A 26,489-nucleotide genomic window follows, 5' to 3' on the forward strand; every position below is an offset into this window, starting at 1 on the left:
GGCCCTTCCTTTCGGGATACGATGCGACCAGGATACGCCGAAATAGACAGCTGTCCATTTGGAGGATGCCGTGGCCGCGAGCCCCCAGCACGATCGGCGCGCCTCGCTCTCCGGCGCGGACGACGCCAAGGTGCGTGCGACGCGCCGCAAGCTCTCGGACGCGCTCCATGACGCGGTGCTGGATCGCGGCGCGAAAGGCGTCTCGGTCGCCGACCTCGTGTCCCGCTCCGGCGTGAGCCGCAGCACCTTCTACACGCACTTCGCGAACGTCGACGAGCTCGCCCTCGCCGCGACCGCCGATCTCTTCGCCGATCTCGCGCCCATCGACGTCGACCGCCGGGCGGAGCATCGGCTCAGCCGCGCGGAGATCACCCGGCGAGGTCTCGGCGAGCTGCTCGACGCGCTGCTCGCCAACCGCCACCTGCTCGCGCTCGCCGCCGAGGGGCCGAGCGCGGCCGGCGTCCGCGAGCGCTTCGTCGATCAGATGGCGGCGAGCCTCGGCGAGACCATCCGCATCGAGCGACCGGATGCCGCTGAGGCCGAGATCGAGGCGGCCAGCCAGTACATCGCCGCCGGCACGCTCCGGCTCCTGCTCCGCTCGGTGGAACGCGGCGGCGAGGATCGCGGCGAGCTGCTCGATGTCGTGTTCGGGCTCCTCCCCGAGTACCTCACCGGGGGCTGAGCGGCCGGCGCCCGGGCATCCCGCCATCATCTGGTCCCCTGCCCGGGAGCCCGCTCCGAACGCCGCCGCATCCCCGACGCCCAGGGCCCCGGCGACGTAGCATCGCCCCATCGAGCACGGGAGGGAGGCACCGCCGATGGGACGCCGGCGCGACCTGCCCGAGCCGCCCGCCGAGAAGACCTGCGCCTCCTGCGGGCGCCGGATCGAGTGGCGCCGCGCCTGGGCCGACGACTGGGACGAGGTGCGCTACTGCTCGGCGGCCTGCCGATCGCGGAAGGTGCGCGAGGTCGACCGCCGGCTCGAGCACGAGATCCTCGACCTTCTCGGGCAGCGCGCGGCGACGGCGACGATCTGCCCCTCGGAGGCGGCCCGCGCGGTCGGCGGCGACGACTGGCGCGAGCTCATGGAGCCCGCGCGCCGCGCCGCACGCCGACTCGTCGCGGCGGGGGAGGTCGTCATCACCCAGCGGGGCGCCGAGGTCGACCCGAGCACCGTGCGCGGTCCGATCCGCATCCGCCGCGTCCGCCCATGATCATCGCCGCCGTCGCCGGTCTCATCTCGGGGCTCGCGCTCGTCGCGGGCGCCGCGATCGGCTGGTTCGCGCGCGTCCCGCGGGTGGTGATCGCGGCGGTGATGGCCTTCGGCGCCGGGGTGCTCATCTCGGCGCTCGCCTTCGACCTCATGGAGGAGGCGACGGAGACCGGCGGGCTGCTGCCGAGCATCGCCGGGCTGGTGCTGGGGGCGGTCCTGTACTTCGCGGGCGACCTGGCGCTGGAGCGCGCGAGCGCCCGACGTCACCGCGCGCGGTCCGGCGCGGCGAGCTCCGGCTCGGGGCTCGGCATCGCGCTGGGAGCCCTTCTCGACGGCATCCCCGAGACCGCCGTGCAGGGCGTCCAGTCGGCGGGCGGCGCCCTGCCCCTGGCGGTGCTGATCGCGGTCGTGATCTCGAACGTCCCGGAGGGCCTGTCGAGCACCGCCGACATGCGAGCCTCCGGCCGCTCGGCCCGATACGTGTTCGGCTTGTGGGCGGGGATCGCGGGCGCGTGCACCATCGCGGCGCTGCTCGGGGCCGTGCTCCTCGGGGATGCGGGCGGCGAGGTGCGCTCGGTCGTCACCTCCGTCGCGGCGGGCGCGATCCTCACGATGCTCTGCAACACGATGATCCCGGAGGCGTTCCGCGAGATGCGGGCGTGGACGGGCGTCGCCGCGGTCGCCGGGTTCCTGGTCAGCTACGTCGTCCACGCGGCGTCGGCCTGAGCGGGGCCCGCGCCGCCCCGCTCGCGAGCCGCCGCCTCAGAACGCGTAGCGCACCCGGCACCACGGCGCGCGCTCGCGGATGAGCGCGCGGAACTCCGCGAGGTAGCGCTCCTTCTCCTGCCAGCGGTAGCGGACGTTGCGCTGGCCGTTCTGCGAGATCTTCGGCTCCTGCAGCTCCGGGCGCCACAGCAGCTCCTCGGCGCGCGGATGCCAGCGCAGGTTGACCTCGTGCAGTCCTTCGTTGTGGGTGAGGAAGATGACCTCGGCGGCGAGCCGCTCGCGGACCGGGGCCGACACGGCATCCCCGAGGTGATCGAGGAGCTCGCCCCAGCGCTCCAGCCAGCCGTCCTCCACGATGACGGGGCTGAAGTTGAGGTGCACCTCGTAGCCGGCCTCCGCGAGGTCGTCGATGGCGGCGATCCGCTCGGCCATCGGGCTCGTGCGGATGTCGGTGACGCGGGCCGTGTCGGCGGGCATCACCGAGGTGCGGATGCGGGTGCGGCCGCGCGGATCCCAGTCGAGCAGCTCGCGGTTGACGTACTTCGTCGCGAAGGACGCCTTCGCGTCGGGGAGCTCGCGGAACAGCTCCACCATGTCGCGCACGTTGTCGGAGACGAGGGCGTCGACCGAGCAGTCGCTGTTCTCGCCGATGTCGTACACCCAGGACGCCGGGTCGCACTGGTCGGGCTCGGACTTGGGGCCCTGCCGCTCGACGTGCCGGCGCGTGGCGGCGAGGATGCGCTCGATGTTCGTGAAGGTCGTGATCGGGTTGCTGTAGCCCTTGCGGCGCGGCACGTAGCAGTAGGCGCAGGCCATGGCGCAGCCGTTCGCGAGGGAGGGGGCGATGAAGTTCGCCGAGCGGCCGTTGGGCCGGACCGCGACCGACTTCTTCTCGCCGAGGACGAGCGCCTCCGTCTTGATCCGGACCCACCGCCGGGCGTTCGCCTCGTCGCCGTGCAGCTCCGGGATCCGCCAGTGGCTGTCGACCCCGACGAGCTCCGCCTCCGGCCAGCGGTCGATGATCTCGCGCCCTCGGGGCGAGTTCGCGGCCGCCTCCTCCGCGTAGATGCGCCGGATGTCGAGGAGCGGCCGGGCCGGACGGGCGGCGGGCGCGTCGTGGACGCGGTCGGCGGCAGGTCTGGGATCGGTCACGATGCTCGATGGTCTCCCGAGCCGCCGACATCCGGCTCGGGGCCACCGCGCGACCGCGTCGCGGACGACCATCGATACATCAAACGATGTACAGTCGCGGTCATGACGCTCGCAGAGCCCGTCGCCGTCTCGCACCGCCAGGCCCTCGCCCGCCTCGGCCACGCGCTCTCCGACGACACCCGCACCCGCATCCTCCTCGCCCTCCGCGAGGCGCCGGCCGTGCCGTCCGAGCTCGCCGAGCGGCTCGGCGTCAGCCGCCAGGTCGTCTCGAACCAGCTCGCCTGTCTCCGGGGATGCGGCCTCGTCGCCGGCGCGCAGCAGGGCCGGTACACGCGCTACCGCCTCGCGAGCCCGGCCCTCGCGCCCGCGCTCGACGGCCTCCTCGAGCTCGTCCTCGTCGTCGACCCGTCGTGCTGCGACGGCGCCGGCTGCACCTGCGCATGACCGCGCTCCGACTCGGGGCGCCGCTCGACCCCGCCCGCCGTCTCGTCCTCCAGCGCCGCATCCGGATCGTCGTCGCGTTCACGATCACGTGGAACGTCGTCGAGGCGGTCGTCGCCCTGTCGGCCGGGGCCGCCGCATCGTCGGCCGCGCTCATCGGCTTCGGCCTCGACTCGATCGTCGAGGTGCTCTCGGCGGCCGCCGTCGCGTGGCAGTTCGCGGCCCCCGACCCGGAGCGACGCGAGCGGACCGCGCTCCGCGTCATCGCGATCTCCTTCTTCGGCCTCGCCGCCTACGTGAGCGTGGATGCCGTCCTCGGCCTGCTGGGCCTCCGCGAGCCGGCGTCGAGCCCCGTCGGCATCGGCCTCGCCGCGCTGAGCCTGCTCATCATGCCGCTCGTCAGCTGGTTCGAGCGGCGCACGGGCCGAGAGCTCGGCTCCGCCTCCGCCATCGCCGACTCGAAGCAGACCCTGATCTGCACGTACCTCTCGGCCGCCGTGCTCGTCGGGCTCCTCGCGAACGCGCTGCTCGGCTGGGGCTGGGCGGACGCGGTCGCCGCGCTCGCCATCGCGGCCTTCGCGGTGCGCGAGGGCGTCGAGGCGTGGCGCGGGGAGGCGTGCACGACCCCGGTCGCCGAGCTCACGGGCCAGCGGGACGGGCACGATCACGGGCGCGGGGCCGGGCGCGACGACGCCGCGACGGGCTGACGACCCTACGCGACCGCGCTGTCGCCCGCAGCCGCGTCGGTGCGCTCCTGCAGGTAGGCGCAGAGGCGAGACACGCTCTCGAGGTCCGCCGCGAGCTGCGCGGTCTGCGCGGGCGTGAGATCGATGTCGTGCTCGCGAGCCTCGAAGGTGACCACCCACTCGGGGCGGTCGCGGACGACCGGGTGGATGTAGGTCACGGTCGTGACGGTGCGGAGGCCCACGATGATGAGCCCCGTCTCGGGGCCGGCGCTGGCATCCTGCTCGAGCACGTCGATGGCGGCGGCGCCGATGTGGCCGAGGGCGCGGTAGTCGTCGATCCAGGCGGAGACGACCGCGTGATCGCGATACGGCATCAGACGAGGGGGGAGGTCGGGCGGACGCGCTCCGCGCGCCCCGCGTGCAGGGGGACGACTGCGGTCATGATGACCTCGGCTTCCTGCCGGAACGCCTCTGCGGCGCCTCGGCTGCTGATCGTCCAGGAACCGGACCGCTGCTCGCGTCGACGGTTGCGTCGAGTCGTCTTCGCAGCGGCCGGGGTGCTTCGGCTTCTGGGATCCCGACTGTACGCCACCGGGGAACGGAACCCCAGCGGTTGACGCCGGGCGCCCGGAGCGAGTATGGCTACTGGCGCGCGAAGCGCGCGCGGTACTCGCTCGGAGTCGCGCCGAAGTGCCCGAGGAACACCCGCCGGAACGCGTTCACGTTCGTGTACCCGACCCGGTGGGCGACCGCATCCAGCCGCGTGTCGGAGCGCAGGAGGAGCGCGGCCGCCTCCATGCGGTTCCGGATCCGCCACTGTCGCAGCGTCATCCCCGTCTCCGCGCGGAACGCGCGCTCGATGGTGCGCGGCGAGGCGTGCACGGACGACGCGAGCTCCTCGATCGAGCGGATGTCGCCCGGGTTGAAGCGCAGGGTCTCGGCGATGCCGAGCGCGGACTCCGTGCTGGGCATGGGCAGGGAGGTCGCGAGCACGGGCCGCTCCTCGAGGAGGGCGAGGATCTGGCGCGCGAGGTTGACGCCGGGCTTCACGATCGTGTTGAGCGCGACCGCGTAGGCGAGGAGGAGGGTGCGGAGGTCGCGGTCCACCGTGACGACGGTCGGGCCGCCGAGCGTCGTCGCGGTGGCGGCGGCGTCGAAGAAGAGGGGCATCGTGACGGAGTCGGCGTGGACGGTGAACTCGTGGGTCGTGTCGACGGGGATCCAGACGGCGTGGCCGGTCGCGAGCTCGCGCTCCTCGCCGTCGACGAGGAGGGAGGCGGTGCCGCGCACCTGCCAGAGCAGGACGTGGACGTCGTGCTCGCGCTGCTCGGGCACGGCGACGGGCGGGATCCAGAGCCGCCACGGCGTGCCCGGATCGTGCTCCTCCGTCGCATCGCCCACACGGCCCGCCCCAGCGGATGCCGCTTCGGCGCGCCCGGCCTGCGGTGCAGGGTGTCGGGAACTGCGGGGCTCTCGTCGCAAACGGTGCACCCGAGCAAGGTTAGCTTTGCCTAACCTCGAGGGTATCCCCCTGACCGAGAGGAATCTCCATGCCCAGCGCCCCGCCCCGCCGCAGACGGATCGCCCTGCCCGCTCTCGCCGCGCTCGCCGCGCTCGTCCTGGCCGGCTGCGCCGCGCCCGCCGACGCGGAGGGCGAGACTGCCGCGACGAGCCTCCTCCCCGCGGCCGAGGGCACGACGAGCTACCCGCTCGAGATCGACACCTGGGCCGGCTCCACGACGCTCGAGGAGCGGCCCGAGCGCATCGCGGTCATCGGCTTCTCGACCAATCTCGACGTCGTCGAGGTCCTCGACGTGACACCCGTCTACACGATGACGGAGGAGTCGGAGTGGGCCTGGCGCGACCCCGAGTGGTTCGCCTCGATCGAGACGATCGACACCGCCACCCGCCGCGACCCCACCAACTTCGAGGGGATCGCGGCCACCCGCCCCGACCTCATCATCGCGCTCAACTACGTCTGGGAGCAGGCGGACTTCGACAAGCTCAGCGCCATCGCGCCCGTGCTCGAGTACGAGGAGCAGGCCGGCGACCAGGCCGACTGGCGGGCCGGCCAGCAGCTCGTCGGCGACGTGCTCGACCTCGGCGCCGCCGCGACCACCGCGATCGAGGAGGCGGATGCCGCGATCGAGGAGGTCGCCGCCGCGCACCCCGGGTTCGCGGGGAAGACGACGACGATCGCGACCGACTACGGCGCCCAGTACGACTTCGAGTACTACACGCCGACCGGCGGCACCGCGGAGAGCGTCATGCTCGACCTCGGCTTCGCGCCGAACCCGCTCGCTGAGCGCTTCGTCGCCGACCCCGTCATCTCGGACGAGAACCTCGCCCTCCTCGACGGCGACGCCCTCATCGTCATCTACAGCGACGAGGAGACCCGGCAGGCGCGGGAGTCGCAGCCGCTCTTCCAGGCGATCCCCGCGGTGGCCGAGGGGCGCTACGCCTCGCTCGCGGCCTCGCCCGACAACGAGCTGCTCCTCGACCCGGAGGGCCAGGAGTTCGAGAACGCCACCTGGGTGCTCCGCCGCGGTGCGAGCGCCGCGAGCCTGCCGTGGGCCGTCGAGGTGATCGCCGATCAGTGGCTCGCGGGCGTCGAGCTCGAGTAGCGAGGTGACCGGACTCGATGCGCGGTCCGCGCTGCACCGCCCGCCCGCCCCGCCGTCGCTCGCGCGCCGGCGGGGCGCGGGCGTGCTCGCGACCCTCATCGGCCTCGCGCTGGCCTCGCTCGCGAGCCTCGCCTTCGGCGCCAACCCGCTCCCGGCCGACGCGGTCCTGCGCGGCCTCCTCGCTCCCGACGACAGCGAGGCCTCGCTCGTCATCTGGAGCCTCCGCGTCCCGCGGACCGTCCTCGGCATCCTCGCGGGGGCGGCATTCGGGGTCGCGGGCGCGCTCATCCAGGCGCTCACCCGCAACCCGCTCGCCGACCCGGGCATCCTCGGCGTCAACGCGGGCGCCGGCTTCGCCGTGACGGCGGGCGTCGGGCTCTTCGGGCTCGGCGGGATCACCGGCTACATCTGGTTCGCGTTCCTCGGCGCGGCCGCCGCGACCGTCCTCGTCTTCGTCATCGGCTCGGCTGGACGCGGCGCGGCCTCGCCCGTGACCCTCGTCCTCGCGGGTGTCGCGCTGAGCGCCGTGCTCGGCGGCTTCTCGACGCTGCTCACCCTCCTCGACGAGGAGACCTTCCGCGCGCTCCGCGTCTGGGGCGTCGGCTCGATCGCCGCCGCGAAGCTCGGCGAGACGGCCTCCGTCGCACCGTTCCTGCTCGCGGGGCTCGCGATCGCCCTGCTCATCTCCGGCTCGCTCAACTCGATCGCGCTCGGCGACGACCTCGCGGCATCCCTCGGCGCCCGGACCGTCCGCACCCGCGTGCTCGGGCTGATCGCGGTGACGCTGCTCGCCGGCGGCGCGACGGCCCTCACGGGCGGCATCGCCTTCGTCGGGCTCATGATCCCCCACATCGTGCGGTGGCTCACCGGCCCCGATCAGCGCTGGATCATGGTGCTCTCGGCGCTCGCCGCCCCCGTGCTCGTGCTCACGGCGGATGTCGTGGGCCGCATCGCGGGGAGCCCCGGCGAGATCCAGGTCGGCATCGTCACGGCCGTGATCGGCGCCCCCGTCCTCATCGCGCTCGTGCGCCGGCGGACGGCGAGCGGGCTGTGACCGGGGCGATCGACTTCGGATACCGTGCGGCGACGATCCGCACCCCGATCGCCTCGGCGCTCGTGCCGCTGCGCGTGCTCGCCGTCTCGGCCGCGCTGCTCGTGGTCGCGGCCGCGGCCGGCATCGCGGCGCTCATGATCGGCGACGTGCCGCTGCGGCTCGACGAGGTCGTCGCGGCGCTGCTCGGCGGGGGCACGGAGCTCCAGCAGATGGTCGTGCTCGAGTGGCGGCTGCCGGTCGCGCTCGCGGCGCTCATCTTCGGCGCGATGCTGGGCCTCGGCGGCGCGATCTTCCAGTCCCTCACCCGCAACCCGCTCGGCTCGCCCGACGTCATCGGCTTCGACGCCGGCTCGTACACCGCCGTCGTGGTCGTGATGCTCGTGCTCGGCAGCCAGAGCTCGTGGGGCATCGCGGCGGCCGCGATCGCGGGCGGGCTCCTCACCGCCTCCGCCGTCTACGTCCTCGCGTACCGCCGCGGCATCCAGGGCTTCCGGCTCATCGTCGTGGGCATCGGCGTCTCGGCGCTGCTCGGATCGCTCAACTCGTACCTCATCACGCGCGCCGACATCGAGGATGCGATGGCGGTCGGATTCTGGGGCGCGGGCTCGGTCGGGCGGGTGACCTGGGCGAGCCTCGGACCCTCGCTCGGCATCGCCGTCGCGATCGTCGTGGTCGCGCTGCTGCTCGCGCGGGATCTCCGCGCGCTGGAGCTCGGCGACGACGCGGCCGTCACGCAGGGGCGCCGCCCGGGGCCGGCGCGCCTCGCGCTCATCGTGATCGGCGTCGCGACGGTCGCGCTCGTGACCGCGGCGGCGGGGCCGATCGGGTTCGTCGCACTCGTCGCACCGCAGCTCGCGCGTCGCCTCACGGGCTCCGCCGGCGTCAGCCTGCTCGGCGCCGCGTGCATGGGGGCGCTCCTGCTCTCGAGCGCGCACCTCCTCACCCTCGGCATCGCCCAGGTGTTCCGCCCCGTCCCCGTGGGCCTCATCACGGTCTGCCTCGGCGGCCTCTACCTCATCCGGCTCCTCGTGCTCGAGGCGCGCCGACAGCACGGAGCAGCACGATGACCCGCACCCCGCCGTCCGCCCCGGCCCCCTCCGACCCGGCCGCTCGCGTCGTCGTCGAGGACGCGACGATCGGCTACGACCGCCGCATCATCTCCGAGCGCCTCTCGCTCGACATCCCGGACGGCTCGTTCACGGCGATCATCGGGCCGAACGGCTGCGGCAAGTCGACGCTGCTGCGCGCGGTCGCCCGCGTGCTCTCGCCCTCGCACGGGCGGGTCCTCCTCGACGGCCGGGCGATCGGCTCGTACCGTCCGAAGGAGGTGGCGCGGGAGCTCGGGCTCCTCCCGCAGTCCTCGCTCGCGCCCGACGGCATCCGCGTCGCCGACCTCGTCGCGCGGGGCCGGGCGCCGCATCAGGGGCTCCTGCAGCAGTGGCGCGAGTCGGATGAGCGCGCGGTGCGGGCGGCGCTCGCCGCGACCCGGATGACGGAGCTCTCGGACCGCCTCGTCGACGAGCTCTCGGGAGGCCAGCGGCAGCGCGCCTGGGTGGCGATGCTGCTCGCGCAGGAGACGCCGATCATGCTGCTCGACGAGCCGACGACCTTCCTCGACATCGCCCACCAGTACGAGCTCATGGAGCTCTTCCGCACCTTCCACGACGCCGGCACCACGATCGTCGCCGTGCTCCACGACCTCGCGCAGGCCGCGCGCTACGCCGACCACCTCGTCGTGATGCGCGACGGCGACATCGTCCGCACGGGCGTCCCGGCCGAGGTCATCACGCCCGAGCTCGTCGAGGAGGTCTTCGGACTCCGCGCCCTCGTCGTACCCGATCCGGTGACGGGGACCCCCGTCGTCGTCCCGCTCGACCCGCGCGCCGCGGCGCCGCATCCGGTCGAGCCCGCACTGGAGGAACGCCGATGACCACGAGAGAGCTCCCGACCTTCACCGGTCCGAACCGGACGGGCGAGCTGCAGCTGCATTTCGTCGAGCCGCTCGAGCGCCGCGATCTTCGCGTGATCCGCGTCGAGGACGTGACGCCGCGCTATCGCCGCGTCGTGCTCGGCGGCGAGGACCTCGAGCGCGGCTACCCGCTCCCCGCCTTCGCGCCGGGGGACCATGTGAAGGCCTACTTCCCGGATCCGGCGACCGGGCGGATCACCGCCTACCGCCGGACCGGGGAGGAGGACGACTGGGAGATCGACGGCGAGGGCGAGCCGATCCGTCGCGACTACACGCCGCGCGCCTGGGACCCGGAGGCCCGCGAGCTCACCCTCGACTTCGTGCTCCACGACCACGGCATCGCGGGCCGCTGGGCGCGCGATGCGCGGCCGGGCGACCCGCTCGTCGTGATCGGGCCGCGTGCGAACTGGCTGCTGCCCGAGGACTACGCCTCGTATCTCGCGCTCGGCGACGAGACCGCGCTGCCGGCGATCTCCCGCATCCTCGAGGAGGCGCCGGAGGGCTCGCGCGTCACGGCGCTCATCGAGGTCGAGGACGCGGCGGAGGAGCAGGATCTCGGTGCGCGCCCCGGGGACGTCGTGCACTGGGTGCATCGCGCGGGCGGCCGAGTCGCGGCGGGCGACCAGAGCCGGCTCGAGACGGCGCTGCGCGCGCTCGAGCTGCCGGACCGAGCGCAGCTGTTCGTCTTCGCCGCGGGGGAGGCGGGGGCCATGGCGCCGATCCGCCGTCACCTCCGGCGGGAGCTCGGGATCCCGAAGCGGCAGATCTCCGTCGACGGCTACTGGAAGCGCGGCATCGCCGACTTCGACCACCACGAGGACGAGTCCGGGGACGACTGAGCTGCGGGGCGCCCGCCCCGACGCGGTGCGCGGCTCGCGTAGCGTCGGACCATGGCCGAGACGGCGGATCGCGACGAGGACGAGCGCTGGATCGTCGTGGACGGCCGCCGGTGGCGGCGCACCGACCCCAGCCTCCCGGCCGAGCTCGCGACCTCGCTGCGCTCGCATCTCGGCCGCGCTCGGAACGCCGTCAAGGCGGGGCGGCGGTCGGGTGACGAGGATGCCGTCGCGGCGGCGCGGGAGCGCGTCGGGATCGCGAAGCACGGCCTCGGCGAGCGCGGGCCGCGCTGGTGGGAGCGACCCGAGGCCGAGCGCCTGGCGGACGCGAGCGCGGCGCTGACGAGGCTGGACGAGCTCGCGCCCTGACCCGCGCGACGTGCGCCCGCAGGTCAACACGAGCTGGGAGCTCGGCCGCAGCCGGGCGATGAGGCGCACCATGGCCGCATGGCCGACATCTATCTGCGCATCGCGAACGATGTCTTCACGTCCGATGCCCCCTCGGTCGAGGAGCTGAAGCGGAAGGTGGACGCCGCGCTCGACGGCGACGACCCCTGGCTGGATCTCACGGATGCGCACGGGCAGCGGGCCTCGGTGCGCATGTGCAGCGGGGTGCCGCTCTGGATCGAGTCGCGCGAGGTCTGAGGGTCGCAGATCCCCGCGAGGGGCGGTCCGGCACGAAGGATTGACAGCGCTGTCAATCTGCGCCATGCTCGACTCCAATCACCCGACGGCCGGTCTCGCGACCGGCCGGGCGCGGCCCCGCCGCGTCGCCACAGCCCGCCCGATTCCAGTGACGTGATCGAGGAACCCGTGACCCTGCCCCGCACCCTGAAGCCCGCCGTCCGCGCCGCCCGACGGGCATCCATCGCCCTGCTCGCCCTCGCCCTCGCGGCGCCCGCCGCGGCCGTCGTGCTCCCGGCGCCGAGCGCGGCCGCCGCGCCCGCCGCGCAGGCCGAGTACGGCGCGCCCGACGCCATCGCCGCCGACTACTACGGCGCGCTCCTGCGGCACACGCGCTGGGCGGAGACCGTGTGGGACGCGAGCGCCGGCGTCTACCGCTTCACCGACTTCAACTTCGCCGTCGTGCTCGGGAACGCCGTCCTCGTGACCCACGGCGAGTACGACGAGCAGCTCGCCGGGGTGTCGAAGGAGGTGCTGAAGCAGAAGACCGTCGCCACCATCACGCACTACGCGGCGCTCAACCGCTTCGTGAACCCGAACGGCACCTGGGGCAAGCGGCTGTTCTGGGACTCGACCTTCCAGTCCTACTTCCTCGTCGCGGGCAGGCTCCTCTGGGACGACCTCGACGCCACGACGCGCGCGAACCTCACGACCATCGCCGCGGAGCAGTCGCGGTACACCGCCGACCTGGAGTACGGGAAGGACCCGCTCTCCGGCTCCTGGACCGCCGACTGGCCCGACGGCAAGTACGAGGGCGACACCGCGCAGGAGGAGGTCGGCGTCTACACGCAGGCGCTCGCCCCCGGTCTCGCCTGGGCGCCCCAGGACGCGGATGCCGGCCGCTGGGCCGAGCAGCTCGCCGACTGGGGTCGCAACGCGGCCGGCCAGCCGACCGCCGACCGCAACAACCCGGCCCTCGTCGCGGGCAAGCCGATCTCGAGCAACACGATGCAGAACATCCGCGACACCTACCTCGTGGAGAACCACGGCTCCTTCGGGCCCCACTACCAGTCCGACATCTGGCGCTCCGGCGGGCGCAACGCGATCCAGTTCATCGTGAACGACCAGCCGCTGCCCGAGATCCTCACCCGCCAGCCCAACGCGGCCGAGCTGTGGGAGTCGATCAAGCTCGTCATGTCCGACCAGGGCGAGCCGTTCATGCCGATGGTCGCCGACCGCGAGTACCTCTACGGCCGCGACGTGCTGCCGATCGCGTTCCTCGGCCAGGTGCTGCGGGATCCCGACGCCGTCCGCGCCGAGGCGAACCTCGCCGCCGCGCTCGAGGACTACCAGGCGTACGCGCCGGCCGACCGGCTGACGAAGTTCTCCGGCGAGCCGAAGTACGAGCCCGAGGCGCGCGCCGAGATCGCGATCTCCTACCTCCTCCACGTCGAGGCGGCCGAGTCCGAGGCGGGCGTCGTCGAGGCGACCCCGCAGGACGACTTCTTCGCGCGTCTCAGCGGCACGCGGGACTTCGGCGCGGATGCCGGCCTCACGGTCCAGCAGAGCGAGCGCGCCTGGGCGGCGGCCTCGAGCCGCACCGGCTTCGTGAAGTTCCCGTGGGTGCCCGCGCACAACTCGTGGATGTTCGACGTCTCCGGCAACACGCCCTACCTCTACCCGCGGACGGGCGCGACGGTCGACGCCCGCAGCACCGAGCGCTACACGGCGCCGGGTGACGGCTTCGACGGCACGGCATCCCTCTTCCGGATCGGCGGCGGCCGCGTCGGGCACGTCACGCTGCCGACCGGCTCGGCGATCTACGCCTCGAGCGGCGCCGGGCGCGACGACGCCGCCCTCACCGTCCGCAACCTCCAGATGGGCGGCTACGCCGGACTCGACGGATCGCGCACCTACACGAGCGCCGACGGCGAGACGACCGAGACGCGGCCCGCGACCCGCCCGGCCGACGCCCGCGACGCGAATGCCGCACGGATCGACGACCTCGCCTTCGCGCCGAGCTCCGCGCGCTACGTGCGCATGCAGGGCGTCCGCGGCAACGCGAGCTTCGGGTACTCGATGTACAAGTTCCACGTCTACGGCGCCGACGCCGCCTCGACCGCCGACCTCGCGGCCGGCCGCACCGCGACCGCGTCCAGCCAGGACACCGCCGGCGGCCGCACCGCCGCGCGCGTCACCGAGGCGAGCCCGACGGCGCGCTGGGCGGTCGCGACCGGCGAGCGCACCCGCGCCGACTCCTGGATCCAGGTGGATCTCGGCTCATCGCAGACCGTCGGCGCCGTCCGCCTCGCGTGGGAGTCGAGCGCCGGCTCCCGCTACCTCATCCAGACCTCCGAGAACGGCACGGACTGGACGACGCAGACCGCCTACGGCGCCGAGAACGCGGCCGACGCGAACGTCGCGCGCCTCGACACGGTCGAGCTGACCCCGGCCGGGCAGACGGAGCCCGCGCCGGTCACGACGCGCTACGTGCGCATGCAGGGCGTGCAGGGCAACCCGAGCTACGGCTACTCGCTCTACCACCTGCGGGCCTTCACCCCCGGGGGCGAGGACGCCGCCCGCGGCAAGCCGGCGACGGCGTCGAGCGTCGAGTCCGCGGCCCGCGCCGCGGGCGCCGTCACCGACGGCAGCGCGACCACCCGCTGGTCGGTCGCGAACGCCGAGCGCACCCGGCCCGACTCGTGGATCCAGGTCGACCTGGGCGCGCCGACGGCGATCGCGAAGGTCCAGCTGGGCTGGGAGTCGGCCGCCGGGCGCGACTACCGCATCCAGACCTCGCTCGACGGCGAGACCTGGACGGACGCGGCGAGCTACCGCTTCACGGGCGACCAGATCCTCAGCACCGAGGGCGGCTGGCTCAACGTGGAGGGCGCGGCGGGCTTCGTGGTCCGCGGCACCGAGGCGCCGATCACCGTCTCGCGCGAGTCGCTCGACGCCCACGCCGTGCGCCTCGCCGACGCGCCGACCGGCTCGGTCGAGCCGCTCATCGTCGAGATGGTGCCGGGGGATGCCGAGGCGACCGCGGCGCAGGCCGCGACCCCGCAGCCGCGCACCGACACCGACGGCGTCGTCGCGTCGACGCTCGACGGCTACCTCTCGGTCTTCAACCTCACGGGCGAGGACGCCCGGGTCGAGGTGCGGGTGCCGCACGACGGCGAGACCGCCCCGCTCTACGAGGGCACGCAGCGGCTCGACGCCGCGCGCTCGGTCGTGACGGTCGACATCCCGGCCGACACCGCGCGGGTCCTCGCGCCGCGCTTCGAGGTGCCGGTCGCGGCCCTCGCGACGACGACGGCCGGCGCGGTCGTCGCCGACGGGCGCTCGGTCGAGCTGACCTCGCCCGACGCCGGCTCCCTCGAGGTGCGGAACGTCGAGACCGGCGAGCGCCGCACCGTCGAGCTGACGGCGGGCGAGCCCGCGGCGGTGCGCATCGCGGAGGCGGGCGCCTTCCCGCTGCGCGACCGCGCGCTCCTCGCGAACACCTTCCCGGCCTCCGTGCTCCCCGAGGGCATGACCTCGCCGGCCGCCGCGGTCGACGGTGACGCGCGGACCGCGTGGACGCCCGGACCGGACGGCCGCATGGTCGTCGACCTCGGCACGGCGCGCCCCATCGGCTCCATCGCCCTCCTCTGGGCGGACGGCGAGGTGCCGGCCGCCGCCGTCTCGGTCAGCGATGACGGGCTCGCGTTCCGCGAGGTCGGCGACGCGCCGCGACGCGGCACGGGCGTCGTCGAGCCGGGCGGGACCGCGCGCTATGTCGCCGTCTCGACCTCCTGGTCGGCCGGGGATGCCGCGCTCACCTCGCTCCGCGTCCTCCAGCCCGGCGTCGTCCAGGACGTCCCCACGGGCGAGATCGAGGGCGAGCTCCCGGCCTGGCAGGTCGGCCGCCCCGCGACCGGCTCGCTCTCCGCGTCCGGCACGCCCGCGCCCGAGTTCACCGTGACGGACGGCGCGCTGCCGGCCGGGGTCGTGCTCGACGCGAGCGGCGCCATCAGCGGCACCCCCACCGAGGCGGGCCCCGCCGCCTTCACCGTCGCCGCCGACAACGGCGTCGGCGAGTCGTCGACGCGGGACTTCCAGGTCGAGGTCGCGCCGCTCGACCTCCAGGTCGTCGCGGACCCGGCCGAGCCCGACGGCGAGGCCGGCTGGTACACCCGCGACGTCGCGCTCGAGCCGCAGGCGGAGGGCGTCGAGCTCGACGACCTCGTCGAGGCGGATGTCGACGGCGCCGGCTGGGCCGCGGTGGACGGCACGGTGACGGTCGCCGGCGACGGCGAGCACGAGGTGCGGTTCCGCGCTCTCGACGAGTCGGGCGGGACGCTCGCCGAGGCGAGCTGGTCCGGTCGGATCGACTCGGCGACCCCCGTCACCGCGGGTTCCGTCGACGAGGACGCGCGGCGCGTGACGCTCCGCAGCGCCGACGCGACGAGCGGCGTCGAGCGGGTCGAGATCCGCATCGGCGACGGGGACTGGGAGCGCTACGAGGGCCCCGTGACCGTGGGCGAGGCGAAGACGGTCGTGCGGTTCCGCGGCATCGACCGCGCGGGCAACGTCGAGACGGCGGGCGAGGTCGTGGTGCCGAAGGCGGGCGTCGCGCTCATCGACACGCTGACCGCGGCGATCCCCTCGGCCGAGGCGATCCGCTACCACGACGGCGCGTCCGTCACCGTGCGGGTCTCCGGAGCCGGCGGCACGCCGACGGGGACCGTCACGGTCGTCGCGGGCGACGTCGAGCTCGGCTCGGCCGCCCTCGTCGGCGGGCGGGCGAAGGTCGCGCTCGACCGCGCGCTCCTCCTGCCGGGCGACCAGGTGCTCGAGGTCCGGTACTCGGGGGACGCCCGCTTCGCGGCCTCGGCCGACGAGGCGCGGATCGCGGTCGCGAAGGCCGCCGTGACGCTCAAGGCGTCCTTCTCGAAGACGACCATCACCCGGTCGCAGAGCCCGAAGGTCAAGGTCGTGGCCACCTCGAGGGCGCCGATCACCGGCACGGTGTCGGTCACCGCGGGGAGCCGGACCTACAAGGCGGATGTGCGGCTGGTCGACGGGCGTGCGACGTTCACGATGCCGAAGCTCAAGGCGGGCAGCCACAAGTTCGTCGTCCGCTACTCCGGCACGGCCACGACGGCCGCCGCGAAGTCCAACGTCATCAAGGTGCGGGTGAAGTAGCCCGAGCGGGAGTCGGTCGGGGCGGGCGCGCAGGCGTCCGCCCCGACCGCGCGAGAGGAAGAGGAATCGAGATCGACGAGATCCGTGTGGCCATGGATGCGGGGCAGACCGCGGTGAAGGCGCGCGTCGCGAGCGGCGACGGCACCCGCGCCGACCTGCTCCTGCCGCCCGTCCGCACGAACCGCCCGCTCCTGGGGCAGCTCGCGGAGGCCGCGCGCGAGGCGTCCCGCCGCACCGGCGGGCGCATCGACGTGCTCGCGCTCGGCGTCAGCGGGCTCACCGAGGAGGAGGCCGACGCCGAGCGCCTGCTCGAGCTCGTCGCCGAGCTCGGCGTGCGCCGCATCCTGCTCGCGCACGACGCCACGACCTCCTACCTCGGTGCCCTCGGCGACCGGGTCGGGGTCGTCGTCGCGGCCGGCACGGGAGCGGTGACGCTCGGCGTCGGCCGCACGCGCTCGGTGCGGGTCGACGGCTGGGGGCACCTCATCGGGGATGCCGGGAGCGGCTACTGGATCGGCCGCCGCGCGCTCGACGCGGCCATGCGGGCGCACGACGGGCGCGCCGAGCCGACCGCGCTGCTCGGGCTCCTCCGCGCGCGCTGGCCCGACCCGGAGGCCGCCTACATCGACCTCCAGTCCGATCCCGACCGCGTCCGGCGGATCGCGGCGCTCGCCGAGGAGGTCGCGGGGCTCGCCGGCTCGGATGCCGCCGCCGAGCGGGTGTGCATCGAGGCGGCGCGGGAGCTCTCCTCCTCCGCGCTCGCGGCGGCGCGGCAGATCGACCACGGCGACGGCGGGATCGCGGTCGCCGCGATCGGCAGCATCTTCCGCTCCGACGTCATCGCCGCCCACTTCGCGGCGACGCTCAGCCACGCGCGCCGGGACGTCGAGCTCGTCGACGCTCTCGGCGACGGTCTCGACGGCGCCGGGCTGCTCATCGGCCTCCCCGAGGGCCACGCGCTCCGCGGCGAGGTGCGCGAGGCGCGGCGGTCGATGGCTCGGAGCGCCTGAGCCGTGCAGAGCCTCGAGCTTCTGCTCGACGACGCGAGCGAGCGGGCGGTCCGCGAGGAGTGGGCCGCGCTCGCCGAGGCGGGGCTCTCGAGCCGGGGCGCACATCCCGGCTCCAGCAACCGGCCGCACGTGACGCTCCTGGTGGGCGCGCGGCTCCGGCTCGAGCCGGCCGTGCTCGCGGCGGAACGGCTCCCCATCTCGCTGCGGCTGGGCCCGCCCGGGCTGCTCGGCGACGGTGGAGCGGCGCCCGCTCGTGCGCCTCGTGCTGCCGTCGCCGGAGCTGACCGCGCTGCGCGAGCGGCTGGCCGCCGAGGCGGTCGCGGAGCATGCCCCGCCCGGGGTGCCCGCCGGCGGTGCGAGCTGGACTCCGCACGTCACCCTCGCGGGGCGCCTGCGGCCCGCGCAGCTCGAGGCGGCGCGCCGGCTGTTCGCCGAGCCCGGGGAGCGGCCCGCGACGGCGACCCGGCTGCGCCACTGGGATGCAGTCGCGAAGCGCGCGACGACGCTCAGCCCAGCCGGATGAGGGCGGTGCCGTCGTCGGAGGGCAGGGGCTCGTCGGCGGCGGCTCGGACCTCGAGCTCGCGCAGCTGCGCGACGCCGGAGGTGACCGTCATGAACGCCGTCTCCGCCGCATCCAGACCCGTCGCGATCCGGGCCATGCCCGCGCGGGGCGCGAGGCCGGTCGCGTCGACCACATGCCAGGCGCCCTCGATGTACGCCTCGACGACGGCGTGGAAGTCCATCGGCTCGAGCTGCGGCGCATAGACGGCGACGAGTCGCGCCGGGATGTCGAGGGCGCGGATGAGGGCGATCGTCAGGTGCGCGTAGTCGCGGCAGACGCCGCGGCGCGAGAGCAGCACCGAGACGGCGGTGTCGAGGGAGGTCGTCGAGCCCGCGACGTAGTCGAGCCGGTCGGCGACCCAGTCGCGGACGGCCTCGACCGCGGCGCGACCCTCGAGCCCGGCGAACTCGGCCTGCGCCGTCGGGATGAGCGCGTCCGACTCGCAGTACCGGCTCGCGCGGCCGTAGCGGATGAGGTCGGCGGACTCGACGACGGCGGCGATCGACTCGTCGCGGCCCTCGATGCGGGCCTCGTAGGCGAGCTCGTGCGTGCCGCGCGGCAGCTCGACGAGCTCGGTGACGGTGCCGTGCTGCAGGTCGACGCGGGTGCGGCGGGCCCGGTCCGGCATCGTGGGTGAGGCCTCGGACTGCGCGGCCGCGATCGCGAGCTCGAGGGTCGCCGGCTCGTCCACCTCGACGAGGAGGCGGGCCGAGACGGTGCGGTCCGGGGTGGTGCGGTCCGGGGTGGTGCGTGCGGGGGTGGTGCCGTCCGCGGTCACGCGCCGGAGGCGGCGTCGTCGCCGTCGCGCTTCGGGAGGCGGGAGCGGACCTGCGCGGCGGCGTCGCCCGCCGCCTCGCGCGCCGACTCGGCACCGGACCGGACGGCGTCCGCGCCGGAGCGGACCGCATCCGCACCGCGCTCGACGGCCTCAGAGGTCGCGGCGGCGGCATCCTGTGCGAGCTGCCCGACCTTCTCGCGCCCATCCCGCACGCCGTCGCGCACGGCGACCCGCGCATCCCCGGCGAGGTCCTTCGCGAGCTCGGCGCCGTCCTCGCCGGCGTCGCGCAGGGTCGCCTTGGCGCGTGCGGTGCGCGGATCCCTCGCGACCTCGCCGACCCCGCGGCGCACCGCGTCGACGACGCGACGGCCGCTCTCGGTCTGCGTCAGGAACCAGGCGGCGCCGCCGATGACGAGCAGGGGGGTGATGCGGATTCGCATGGGCCGTCTCCGTTCGGTTCGCGCGCCCGGTCGGCGCGCCACCGCTCCAGTCTGGGCCGGATCCCCGGCGGCCCACGCCGATTCGCGCCTCCCTCTCAGCCTCGTGCCCCCCCCCCGCGCCCCGCCCCCCAGACCCCCTTCCGAAATGCAGGACCGGATGAGCTCGCCCCCCGAGATCCCGGGGTCCGGGGTTGGCGCAGGGCGCGCTGGTCCTGCATTTCGGAAGGGGCCGGCCGGGGGCGGGGGCGGGGGGCGGAGGATGCGGCGGCCGAGTCGATCCGCATCGGCTCGGCGGCAGGTGGTGCCGAGCCCGCGCGGCCGGCCTCAGGCGGAGCGGGGCCGGGCGGCGCCGCTCGCGTCGCCGCGTCGCGTCTTCCGCACCTCGCGCAGCACGATCTGCTCGGGGCAGACGGTCGAGAGGAAGTCGCCGACCGAGAGCGCGAGCCGGTCGCTCACAAGCGAGTAGAGGATGCGGTTCGCGTCCCGGCGCTCGGTCACGAGCCCAGCCTGGCGCAACACGCCGAGGTGGCGGCTGATGGTGGGACCGGAGGCGTCGAAGCGGCCCGCGATGTCACCCGCGGAGAGCTCGCCGTCCTTGAGGTCCTGCAGGATCTGTCGGCGAGTGGGGTGCGCGAGCGCCGCGAAGATGTCGCTCGCGCTGTCGGCCATGCTTGCAATATAGCACTCCAGCTAAATAGTATTTAGCCGATTAGCTCAGGAGCAAAGGAGAGCATCATGAAGGTCGCGATCACCGGCGGCACCGGCTTCGTCGGGCGGAGCCTGGCCGCGCGTCTCGGCTCCGAGCGCGCCGTCGTCGTCTCGCGCCGCACCGGCGTCGACGTGCAGGACGTCGACGCGCTCGCCGCCGCCTTCGCGGGCTGCGAGGCCGTCGCCCACTGCGCCGGCATCAACCGCGAGATCGGGGAGCAGACCTATCAGCGCGTCCATGTCGACGGCACCGCCGCCGTCATCGAGGCGGCGCGCCGCGCCGGCGTCCGCCGCATCGTCATGCTCAGCTTCCTCCGCGCCCGGCCAGGCACGGGCTCCGGCTACCACGAGTCGAAGTGGGAGGCCGAGGAGCTCGTCCGCGCCTCGGGCCTCGAGCACACCATCCTCAAGTCGGGCATGATCTACGGCCCTGGCGACCACATGGTCGATCACGTCGCGCGCGCTGTGCGGACCTGGCCGTTCTTCGCGACGGTGGGATTCCGGGAGCGGGATGTGCGTCCCGTCCCCGTCGAGGACGCGGTCGACGTCATCGTCGGCGCGCTCGAGGGGCGCATCCCCGATCCGACGGTGGCCGTGATGGGCGCCGAGCAGCTGCCGCTCGGGCAGGCGGTCCGCCGGATCGCGCACGTCGCCGGGCGGCGACCGGTCTACATCCCGGTGCCGATCTGGGCGATCCGGGTCATCGCCGTGCTGGCCGAGTCGGTCATGACGGTGCCGCTCGTCGCGCGGGCGCAGGCGCTCATGCTCGCCGAGGGCGTCAGCGAGGCCGCGCCGGCCGCGCCCGAGGTGCCCGCCGCGCTGCGCCCGCGCGGCCGCTTCACCGAGGAGCGCATCCGCGCGGCGCTCCCTGATCGAGGCGCCTTCGGGGCGGACGACCTCCGTGTCGTGCGGTGGTGGAGGGCGCGCCGGGCGGGTTGATCGAGGTGGCTCGAGAGGATGCGATCGGCGAGTACCGGACCGGGAGGCCGCGGCTCCGCATCCCGCGGATCACACGGCGGCGACCCGGACGGCGCGCGCCGATTCGCGCCTCCCTCTCAGCCTCGTGCCGGCCCCCCCCGCCCCCGCCCCCAGACCCCCTTCCGAAATGCAGGACCGGATGCGCTCGCCCCCCGAGATCCCGGGGTCCGGGATGCGCGCAGGGCGCGCTGGTCCTGCATTTCGGAAGGGGCCGGAGGGCCGGGGCGGGGGCTCCTCGCGGAGCTCGCGACGCGGTCGACGGGCTGTTCCTCGGCCGCGTCGCGCACGACCCGGCGGCCCTCGAGGCCATCCTCGCGGAGGCGGACGCGCGACTCGCGGCGGTCTAGCCCGCGCGCCCCGCGCGCCCCTCGAGCTCGGCCCAGCCCGGTGCGAGGAGCGCGAAGGCGGTGTCGAGGGCGGCGGCGGGATCCTCGGACTCCAAGGCGAGCAGCTGGATCTGGAGCACGAAGCGGGCGAGCACGCGGATCGCGTCGTCGGGCCTCTCGCGGCCGAGGTCCTGGGCGACGGCCGCCGCCACGGCCTGCTCGTGCCGCAGCCACATGCGCGCCGCGTAGTCGTTGAGCGCCGGGGTCGAGTCGACGAGCTCGAGGAAGGCGCGGCGCTGCCGGCCGTAGGCCGCCTGCTCGGCGACGCCGCGGTGGAAGGCGGCCTGGAAGGCCTCGAGGATGCCGGTGCCGGCCGGGCGGTCGCGCACGATCGCGACGAGCTCGTCGCGCTGCTCCTCGTCCTCGTCGAAGACGAGCGCCTCCTTCTGCGGGAAGTGCGCGAAGACGGTCGTCGGGGAGACGTCGGCGACGTCGGCGATCTCGCGGATGCTGACCTCGTCGAAGCCGCGCTCGAGGAATAGCCGCGTGGCCGCATCCGAGATCGCCTTCCGGGTCGCGGCCTTCTTGCGCTCGCGGCGGCCGGCGGCCGGAGCGCCGGTCCCGGCGCGCGCGGGGTCCTCGGTCATGTCGGCACTCTAGCGGATCGATCCCGAAATCGTATTGACAACAAAACTGGTACGAGTACAGTTACGGATCGTGACCACCGAAACCGCCTCGCCCACCGCACCGCACCGCCCGATCGGCGCGCGCCGCGCGTGGGCCATGCTCGTCGCCCTGACGCTCCTCACCGTCATCGGGATGACCGTCGTGCTGCCCGTGCTCCCGTTCGTCGTCCTCCGCTATGTGCCCGACCAGGGCCACCTCGCGATCTGGGTCGGCATCCTCGAGGGCGTCAACGCCCTCTGCGCCTTCCTCGTCGCGCCCATCCTCGGCGGGCTCTCCGACCGCATCGGCCGCCGTCCCGTCATCATCGCCTCGGCCTTCGGCGCGGCCCTCGGCTACCTCCTCTTCGGGCTCGGCGGCTCCATCTGGATGCTGCTGATCGGCCGGATCGTCCAGGGCATCACCGCGGGCGACATGCCGGCGCTCTTCGCCTACCTCGCCGACATCACGCCGCCCGCGCAGCGCGCTCGGCGCTTCGGCCTCCTCGGCGCGCTCTCCGGCATCGGCATGATGGCCGGCCCCGCGCTCGGCGGCCTCCTCGCCGCGATCAGCACCGACCTGCCCGTCTTCGTGACCGCGGCGATCGCGCTCGTCATCGCGATCCTCAGCATCTTCGCCCTGCCCGAGAGCCTCGCTCCCGAGCGCCGGACCCCGCGCCTCGACCTCCGCGCCCTCCACCCGCTGCGGGTGTTCCGCGACGCCTTCGCCCGCCGCGAGCTCCGCGGACTCCTCTTCGGGTTCGTGCTCGTGACGGTGCCGTTCGTGTTCTTCGTCAACAACTTCAGCGTGCTCGCGCTCGACGAGCTCAGCTGGACGGCGACGCAGGTCGGACTGCTCACCGCCGTCGTCGGCATCCTCGACATCGCGATCCAGGGCGGGCTCCTCGCGATCCTGCTGCCCCGGATCGGCGAGCGCGGCATCATCATCAGCGGCATCGTCACCCAGGCGGTCGGCCTCGTGGCGCTCGGCGTCATCGGATCCCTGCTCGCCCAGCCCTGGCTGTTCGTGGTCGGCACGCTCGTCCTCGCGGCGGGTCAGGGCGCGACGACGGCGACGATCGACGGGGTCCTCTCGAACTCGGTCGGCGACGACGAGCAGGGCTGGATCGCGGGGGCGGCCCAGTCGCTCAACTCGGCGATCGGGATGCTCGCCCCGGTCGTCGCGGGCCTGCTCTACACGGTCGTCGCGCACTCGGCCCCGTACTGGATCGGCGCCGTGCTCATGCTCGCGGCGGTCGTGGTGTTCGTGCGCGCGCGGATCGCGAGCGCGGCGGCCGGGGAGGGGCCGGGCGCGCGGGGCGAGACCGCCCCGGAGCCGGCGGCGGCGAGCTCCTGATCGCCCAGGTCCGCGCCCGCTGAGCGTCCCCGCCGCGCCGGCTGGGAGCCGCCGCATCCCACCCCGACCGCTCCGTAGCGTCGGGATATGACCAAGGCACCCTCGCTCATCGATCCCACGAAGATCTACGCCGACATCGACACCCCCGAGCAGTACCTCGAGGGTGCCGGACTCGACTCCGAGATGGAGGACCCGGCCGACCTCGGCGCCGAGAGCTATGTCGGCTCCGGCAAGCTGACCGGCCGGCGCGCGCTCATCACGGGCGGCGACTCCGGCATCGGCGGCGCGACCGCGATCGCCTACGCCCGCGAGGGCGCGGATGTCGCGATCAGCTACCTGCCGGAGGAGCAGTCGGACGCCGACCGCATCGTGCGGCTCATCGAGGAGGCCGGCCGGAAGGCCGTCGCGATCCCCGGCGACATCTCGGATGCGGCCTTCTGCCGCGAGCTCGTCGAGCGTGCCGTCGAGGGCCTCGGCGGGCTCGACATCCTCGTCAACAACGCGGGGAAGCAGCAGCACGTCGAGGATCTCGTCGACCTCGACGACGAGGAGTTCGACGCGACGATGAAGACGAACATCTACGCGACGTTCTGGATCACGAAGGCGGCGCTGCCGCACCTGCCGGCCGGCTCCTCCATCATCAACACGACCAGCATCCAGGCGTACGCGCCCTCCGGTCACCTCGTGCACTACGCGATGACGAAGGGCGCCATCAACAACTTCTCGAAGGGCCTCGCGGAGCAGCTCGCGCCGAAGGGCATCCGCGTCAACGCGGTCGCCCCCGGGCCGATCTGGACGCCGCTGCAGCCCGCGGGCGGCCAGCCGCCGGAGGCGCTGCCCGACGCCGGCTCGCAGACGGGCGTCGGCCGCTGGGGCCAGCCCGCCGAGCTCGCCCCCGCGTTCGTCTACCTCGCCTCGGCGGAGTCGACCTACGTGGTCGGCGAGACGCTCAACGTCAACGGCGGGATGCCGACGCCGTAAGGCGCCGGACCCGCGGAAGGAAAGTGGATGACATGACCGATCCGAGAGACGAGGCGCCCCCGGTGCCCGAGGAGATCGATGCGGGCGACGCGGGCGTCGTCGAGCACGAGACGCTCGGCGGCCGGGCGGACCCCGAGGAGGCCGCGAGCAAGGACCCCGCCGACTGGGTGACGGGCGACGAGCCCATGACGGCGGCGCAGCGCAGCTACCTCGACACCCTCGCGCGCGAGGCGGGCGAGGAGCTGCCGGCGGAGCTCACGAAGGCGGAGGCGAGCGAGCACATCGAGCGCCTCCAGCAGGCGACGGGTCGCGGCGCGAGCTGACCCCGGTGCGCCGTGCCGTCGCACGGCGCGCGGCCCACGACGCGACGAGGCCCCCGCCGAGCGGCGGGGGCCTCGTCGTGCGCCGCGGCGCGTGCTCAGCGGATCGCGCCGACGAGCTCCTCGCGGGTCGCGGGCGGATCGCGCAGCACGGCGCGCGCCGCATCCCGTCGCTCCTCGACCTTCCAGAGCAGGACGCCGATCGCGCGCTCGCCGTCGAGGTAGTAGACGACGACGCGATCGTCGTCGAGCCGCTCCTCCAGCGTCGGCAGCGAGGCGTCGAGCGTGCCGACCGCCTCCCACCGCACGTCGAAGACCTGCGTGTAGAAGTACGGCGTGTGCTCGTAGGGTGCGGTGTCGCCCGCCATCGAGCGGCCCGCGGCGCGGCCGGAGGCCTCCGCGTGGTCGACGTGCTCGATCCGCACGGGGCCCAGGATCGCATCCGGGTAGCGCGCGATGTCGCCCGCCGCCCAGATGGCCGGGTCCTCGGTGCGGAGGTGCGCATCGACCACGACGCCGTCGTCGACGGGGAGGCCGGCCTGCTCCGCGAGCTCCGTCACGGGCGTCGCGCCGAGGCCCACCACCACGACGTCCGCGCCGACGGAGCGGCCGTCGCCGAGGTGGACGACGACCGCATCCACGGCCGGCTCGGCGCGCTCGGCGCGCACGCCGCCGAGCACCTCGACCCCCGCATCCCGGAACCGGGACTCCAAGCCCTCCGCGAGCGATGCGGGGAGCTGCGAGCCCCCGAGCACCGCGTCCGGGTGCACGAGCGTCACGCGGCTGCCCTCCTGCGAGAGGGCGGCCGCGAGCTCGGCGCCGATGTACCCGCCGCCGACCACCGCGACGTGGACGCCGGGGCCGGCGAGGCGTCGCAGCGCGCGATAGTCCTCCGCGCTCCGGAAGTGGATGATGCGGTCGTCGTCGGGCGCCGCCAGCCGCGCCGGCGTCGAGCCGGTCGCGAGCAGCAGCGCGCCGTAGCCGATGGTCTCGCCGGCGGCCGTCGTGACCTCCCGCGCGTCCCGGTCGATCCGGGTGACGAGGGTCTCGAGCCGGAGCTCGGCCCCCGTCGCCTCGGTCGTGCCGAGCGGCACCTGGTCCCAGTCGAACTCCGGATCGGTCCAGAGCTTCTTCGAGAGCGCGGGCCGCGTGTACGGCGGCTCGACGTCGGCGCTGAGGATGCCGATCGTGCCGCGCGCATCGCGCTCGCGGATGCCGCGGGCGGCGGCATCCGCGACCATCCCGCCGCCCACCACGAGGTAGTCGTATCGCGTCGTCACCGGGTCACCGCTTCGCGACGCTGCGGTTCTCGGCACTCACCATCCAGGCGAGCTGCTCGAGCCGCTCGATGATGCCGTGCAGGATGTCGGCGCTGGTCGGATCCTCCTCGTCGACCGTGTCGTGGACCTCGCGCATCGTGCCGACGACGGCCTCGAGCCGCTCGGTCACGAGGTCGACGGTCTGCGTCGTCGAGACCTCCCCGTGCGGGAAGGCCGGCAGCGAGGTGGTCGCGGCGACGGTGTCGCTGCGGCCGTCGGGGACGGCGTGGAGCGCACGGAGGCGCTCCGCGACGGTGTCGCTGAACTCGCGCGCCTCGGCGACGATCTCGTCGAGCTGGAGGTGCAGGTCGCGGAAGTTCGGCCCGACGACGTTCCAGTGCGCCTGCTTGCCCTGCATGTGCAGCTCGATGAGGTCGACGTGGACGCGCTGCAGCGCCTCGGCGAGCGCCTTCGAGGCGCGGAACCCGTGCTCGGCGTTCTGCCGGCGACTGGTCTTGACGCCCGCGTCGGCGGGCGCCTCGGTGTTGCGGTCGAGTGTCGTGGTCATGATCTCTTCCCTCCTCCGACGCCGGTCG

General features: G+C 74.3%; 28 protein-coding genes. 19 read left to right on the forward strand and 9 right to left on the reverse strand.

The genetic code is table 11. The features are described from left to right. Window positions 1-70: 70 nt before the first annotated feature. The 3 genes from OF852_RS11755 (at window position 71) to OF852_RS11765 (ending at window position 1,939) form a co-directional block, all read left to right on the forward strand. Window positions 71-682, forward strand: coding sequence for a TetR/AcrR family transcriptional regulator (locus tag OF852_RS11755; protein WP_271119346.1), 612 nt, complete (start codon window positions 71-73; stop codon window positions 680-682). A gap of 136 nt (window positions 683-818) precedes the next feature. Beyond that, window positions 819-1,214 (forward strand): DUF2256 and DUF3253 domain-containing protein, encoded by a 396-nt coding sequence (locus OF852_RS11760; RefSeq protein ID WP_271119347.1) that lies wholly within the window; start codon window positions 819-821, stop codon window positions 1,212-1,214. Further along, window positions 1,211-1,939 (forward strand): ZIP family metal transporter, encoded by a 729-nt coding sequence (locus tag OF852_RS11765; protein WP_271119348.1) that lies wholly within the window; start codon window positions 1,211-1,213, stop codon window positions 1,937-1,939. Before OF852_RS11760 ends, OF852_RS11765 begins: the two co-directional genes overlap by 4 nt. Window positions 1,940-1,975: 36 nt before the next feature. On the opposite strand, the gene OF852_RS11770 is transcribed toward OF852_RS11765, so the two are convergent. Next, the gene (locus OF852_RS11770) at window positions 1,976-3,016 is read right to left on the reverse strand and encodes a spore photoproduct lyase family protein (protein ID WP_333781475.1); all 1,041 of its coding nucleotides are present in this window, start codon (window positions 3,014-3,016) and stop codon (window positions 1,976-1,978) included. A 177-nt stretch (window positions 3,017-3,193) separates the two neighbouring features. Here OF852_RS11770 and OF852_RS11775 point away from each other — a divergent pair, with 177 nt between their 5' ends. Both OF852_RS11775 and OF852_RS11780 read left to right on the forward strand, forming a co-directional pair. Then, entirely contained in the window at window positions 3,194-3,535 is a 342-nt protein-coding gene (locus tag OF852_RS11775; RefSeq protein ID WP_271119350.1) for an ArsR/SmtB family transcription factor, read from the forward strand. Continuing rightward, window positions 3,532-4,239 (forward strand): cation transporter, encoded by a 708-nt coding sequence (locus tag OF852_RS11780; RefSeq protein WP_271119351.1) that lies wholly within the window; start codon window positions 3,532-3,534, stop codon window positions 4,237-4,239. Before OF852_RS11775 ends, OF852_RS11780 begins: the two co-directional genes overlap by 4 nt. Window positions 4,240-4,244: 5 nt before the next feature. Here OF852_RS11780 and OF852_RS11785 read toward each other — a convergent pair whose 3' ends face one another. Together OF852_RS11785 and OF852_RS11790 are read right to left on the reverse strand one after the other, a co-directional pair. Next, window positions 4,245-4,592, reverse strand: a complete 348-nt coding sequence (locus tag OF852_RS11785; protein WP_271119352.1) for a protein-L-isoaspartate carboxylmethyltransferase — start codon at window positions 4,590-4,592, stop codon at window positions 4,245-4,247. Window positions 4,593-4,860: 268 nt separating this feature from the next. Then, window positions 4,861-5,619: an AraC family transcriptional regulator gene (locus tag OF852_RS11790; protein WP_271119353.1), complete on the reverse strand. Its 759-nt coding sequence runs from the start codon at window positions 5,617-5,619 to the stop codon at window positions 4,861-4,863. A gap of 149 nt (window positions 5,620-5,768) precedes the next feature. On the opposite strand from OF852_RS11790, the gene OF852_RS11795 reads away from it, so the two are divergent. The 10 genes from OF852_RS11795 to OF852_RS11840 all read left to right on the forward strand — a co-directional run bounded on the left by OF852_RS11795 (window position 5,769) and on the right by OF852_RS11840 (window position 18,045). Further along, the gene (locus tag OF852_RS11795; protein ID WP_271119354.1) at window positions 5,769-6,842 is read left to right on the forward strand and encodes an ABC transporter substrate-binding protein; all 1,074 of its coding nucleotides are present in this window, start codon (window positions 5,769-5,771) and stop codon (window positions 6,840-6,842) included. 4 nt (window positions 6,843-6,846) lie between these two features. Continuing rightward, complete coding sequence (locus OF852_RS11800) at window positions 6,847-7,896, forward strand: FecCD family ABC transporter permease (RefSeq protein ID WP_271119355.1); 1,050 nt, start codon at window positions 6,847-6,849, stop codon at window positions 7,894-7,896. Continuing rightward, a complete protein-coding gene (locus OF852_RS11805) occupies window positions 7,893-8,963 on the forward strand; it encodes a FecCD family ABC transporter permease (RefSeq protein WP_271119356.1) in 1,071 nt (356 codons plus the stop codon). Before OF852_RS11800 ends, OF852_RS11805 begins: the two co-directional genes overlap by 4 nt. Beyond that, on the forward strand, window positions 8,960-9,826 hold the full coding sequence (locus OF852_RS11810) for an ABC transporter ATP-binding protein (protein WP_271119357.1): 867 nt from the start codon (window positions 8,960-8,962) through the stop codon (window positions 9,824-9,826). The genes OF852_RS11805 and OF852_RS11810 overlap by 4 nt, the downstream gene beginning before the upstream one ends. Further along, window positions 9,823-10,704, forward strand: a complete 882-nt coding sequence (locus tag OF852_RS11815) for a siderophore-interacting protein (protein WP_271119358.1) — start codon at window positions 9,823-9,825, stop codon at window positions 10,702-10,704. The genes OF852_RS11810 and OF852_RS11815 overlap by 4 nt, the downstream gene beginning before the upstream one ends. Window positions 10,705-10,755: 51 nt before the next feature. Then, on the forward strand, window positions 10,756-11,070 hold the full coding sequence (locus OF852_RS11820; RefSeq protein WP_271119359.1) for a biopolymer transporter Tol: 315 nt from the start codon (window positions 10,756-10,758) through the stop codon (window positions 11,068-11,070). Between the two features lie 78 nt (window positions 11,071-11,148). Beyond that, window positions 11,149-11,346 (forward strand): DUF3107 family protein, encoded by a 198-nt coding sequence (locus OF852_RS11825; protein ID WP_271119360.1) that lies wholly within the window; start codon window positions 11,149-11,151, stop codon window positions 11,344-11,346. Window positions 11,347-11,499: 153 nt separating this feature from the next. Continuing rightward, window positions 11,500-16,512: a discoidin domain-containing protein gene (locus OF852_RS11830; protein WP_271119361.1), complete on the forward strand. Its 5,013-nt coding sequence runs from the start codon at window positions 11,500-11,502 to the stop codon at window positions 16,510-16,512. A gap of 92 nt (window positions 16,513-16,604) precedes the next feature. Continuing rightward, entirely contained in the window at window positions 16,605-17,522 is a 918-nt protein-coding gene (locus OF852_RS11835; protein ID WP_271121171.1) for an N-acetylglucosamine kinase, read from the forward strand. A 235-nt stretch (window positions 17,523-17,757) separates the two neighbouring features. Then, window positions 17,758-18,045: a 2'-5' RNA ligase family protein gene (locus OF852_RS11840; RefSeq protein WP_271119362.1), complete on the forward strand. Its 288-nt coding sequence runs from the start codon at window positions 17,758-17,760 to the stop codon at window positions 18,043-18,045. Here OF852_RS11840 and OF852_RS11845 read toward each other — a convergent pair. The 3 genes from OF852_RS11845 to OF852_RS11855 all read right to left on the reverse strand — a co-directional run bounded on the left by OF852_RS11845 (window position 18,029) and on the right by OF852_RS11855 (window position 19,971). Continuing rightward, window positions 18,029-18,862: a transglutaminase-like domain-containing protein gene (locus OF852_RS11845; protein WP_271119363.1), complete on the reverse strand. Its 834-nt coding sequence runs from the start codon at window positions 18,860-18,862 to the stop codon at window positions 18,029-18,031. The two genes, OF852_RS11840 and OF852_RS11845, sit on opposite strands and share 17 nt — an antisense overlap. Then, complete coding sequence (locus tag OF852_RS11850; protein WP_271119364.1) at window positions 18,859-19,302, reverse strand: hypothetical protein; 444 nt, start codon at window positions 19,300-19,302, stop codon at window positions 18,859-18,861. Before OF852_RS11850 ends, OF852_RS11845 begins: the two co-directional genes overlap by 4 nt. Window positions 19,303-19,626: 324 nt before the next feature. Next, complete coding sequence (locus tag OF852_RS11855) at window positions 19,627-19,971, reverse strand: metalloregulator ArsR/SmtB family transcription factor (RefSeq protein ID WP_271119365.1); 345 nt, start codon at window positions 19,969-19,971, stop codon at window positions 19,627-19,629. Window positions 19,972-20,037: 66 nt separating this feature from the next. On the opposite strand from OF852_RS11855, the gene OF852_RS11860 reads away from it, so the two are divergent. Continuing rightward, window positions 20,038-20,949 (forward strand): NAD(P)H-binding protein, encoded by a 912-nt coding sequence (locus OF852_RS11860; RefSeq protein WP_271119366.1) that lies wholly within the window; start codon window positions 20,038-20,040, stop codon window positions 20,947-20,949. Between the two features lie 382 nt (window positions 20,950-21,331). Here OF852_RS11860 and OF852_RS11865 read toward each other — a convergent pair whose 3' ends face one another. Then, window positions 21,332-21,961 carry a TetR/AcrR family transcriptional regulator gene (locus OF852_RS11865; protein WP_271119367.1) on the reverse strand — a complete coding sequence of 210 codons (630 nt, stop codon included), beginning with the start codon at window positions 21,959-21,961 and terminating at the stop codon, window positions 21,332-21,334. 70 nt (window positions 21,962-22,031) lie between these two features. Here OF852_RS11865 and OF852_RS11870 point away from each other — a divergent pair, with 70 nt between their 5' ends. The 3 genes from OF852_RS11870 to OF852_RS11880 all read left to right on the forward strand — a co-directional run bounded on the left by OF852_RS11870 (window position 22,032) and on the right by OF852_RS11880 (window position 24,637). Then, entirely contained in the window at window positions 22,032-23,333 is a 1,302-nt protein-coding gene (locus OF852_RS11870) for an MFS transporter (RefSeq protein ID WP_271119368.1), read from the forward strand. An 87-nt stretch (window positions 23,334-23,420) separates the two neighbouring features. Continuing rightward, window positions 23,421-24,314, forward strand: coding sequence for an SDR family oxidoreductase (locus OF852_RS11875; RefSeq protein WP_271119369.1), 894 nt, complete (start codon window positions 23,421-23,423; stop codon window positions 24,312-24,314). Between the two features lie 32 nt (window positions 24,315-24,346). Next, window positions 24,347-24,637 carry a DUF3072 domain-containing protein gene (locus OF852_RS11880; RefSeq protein WP_442908628.1) on the forward strand — a complete coding sequence of 97 codons (291 nt, stop codon included), beginning with the start codon at window positions 24,347-24,349 and terminating at the stop codon, window positions 24,635-24,637. 95 nt (window positions 24,638-24,732) lie between these two features. Here OF852_RS11880 and OF852_RS11885 read toward each other — a convergent pair whose 3' ends face one another. After that, complete coding sequence (locus OF852_RS11885) at window positions 24,733-25,914, reverse strand: NAD(P)/FAD-dependent oxidoreductase (protein WP_271119370.1); 1,182 nt, start codon at window positions 25,912-25,914, stop codon at window positions 24,733-24,735. Between the two features lie 4 nt (window positions 25,915-25,918). Further along, entirely contained in the window at window positions 25,919-26,461 is a 543-nt protein-coding gene (locus OF852_RS11890) for a Dps family protein (protein WP_271119371.1), read from the reverse strand. Window positions 26,462-26,489: the final 28 nt, after the last annotated feature.

The sequence above is a fragment of the Homoserinibacter sp. YIM 151385 genome (assembly GCF_027912415.1).
In the GTDB taxonomy this organism is placed as follows: domain Bacteria; phylum Actinomycetota; class Actinomycetes; order Actinomycetales; family Microbacteriaceae; genus Schumannella.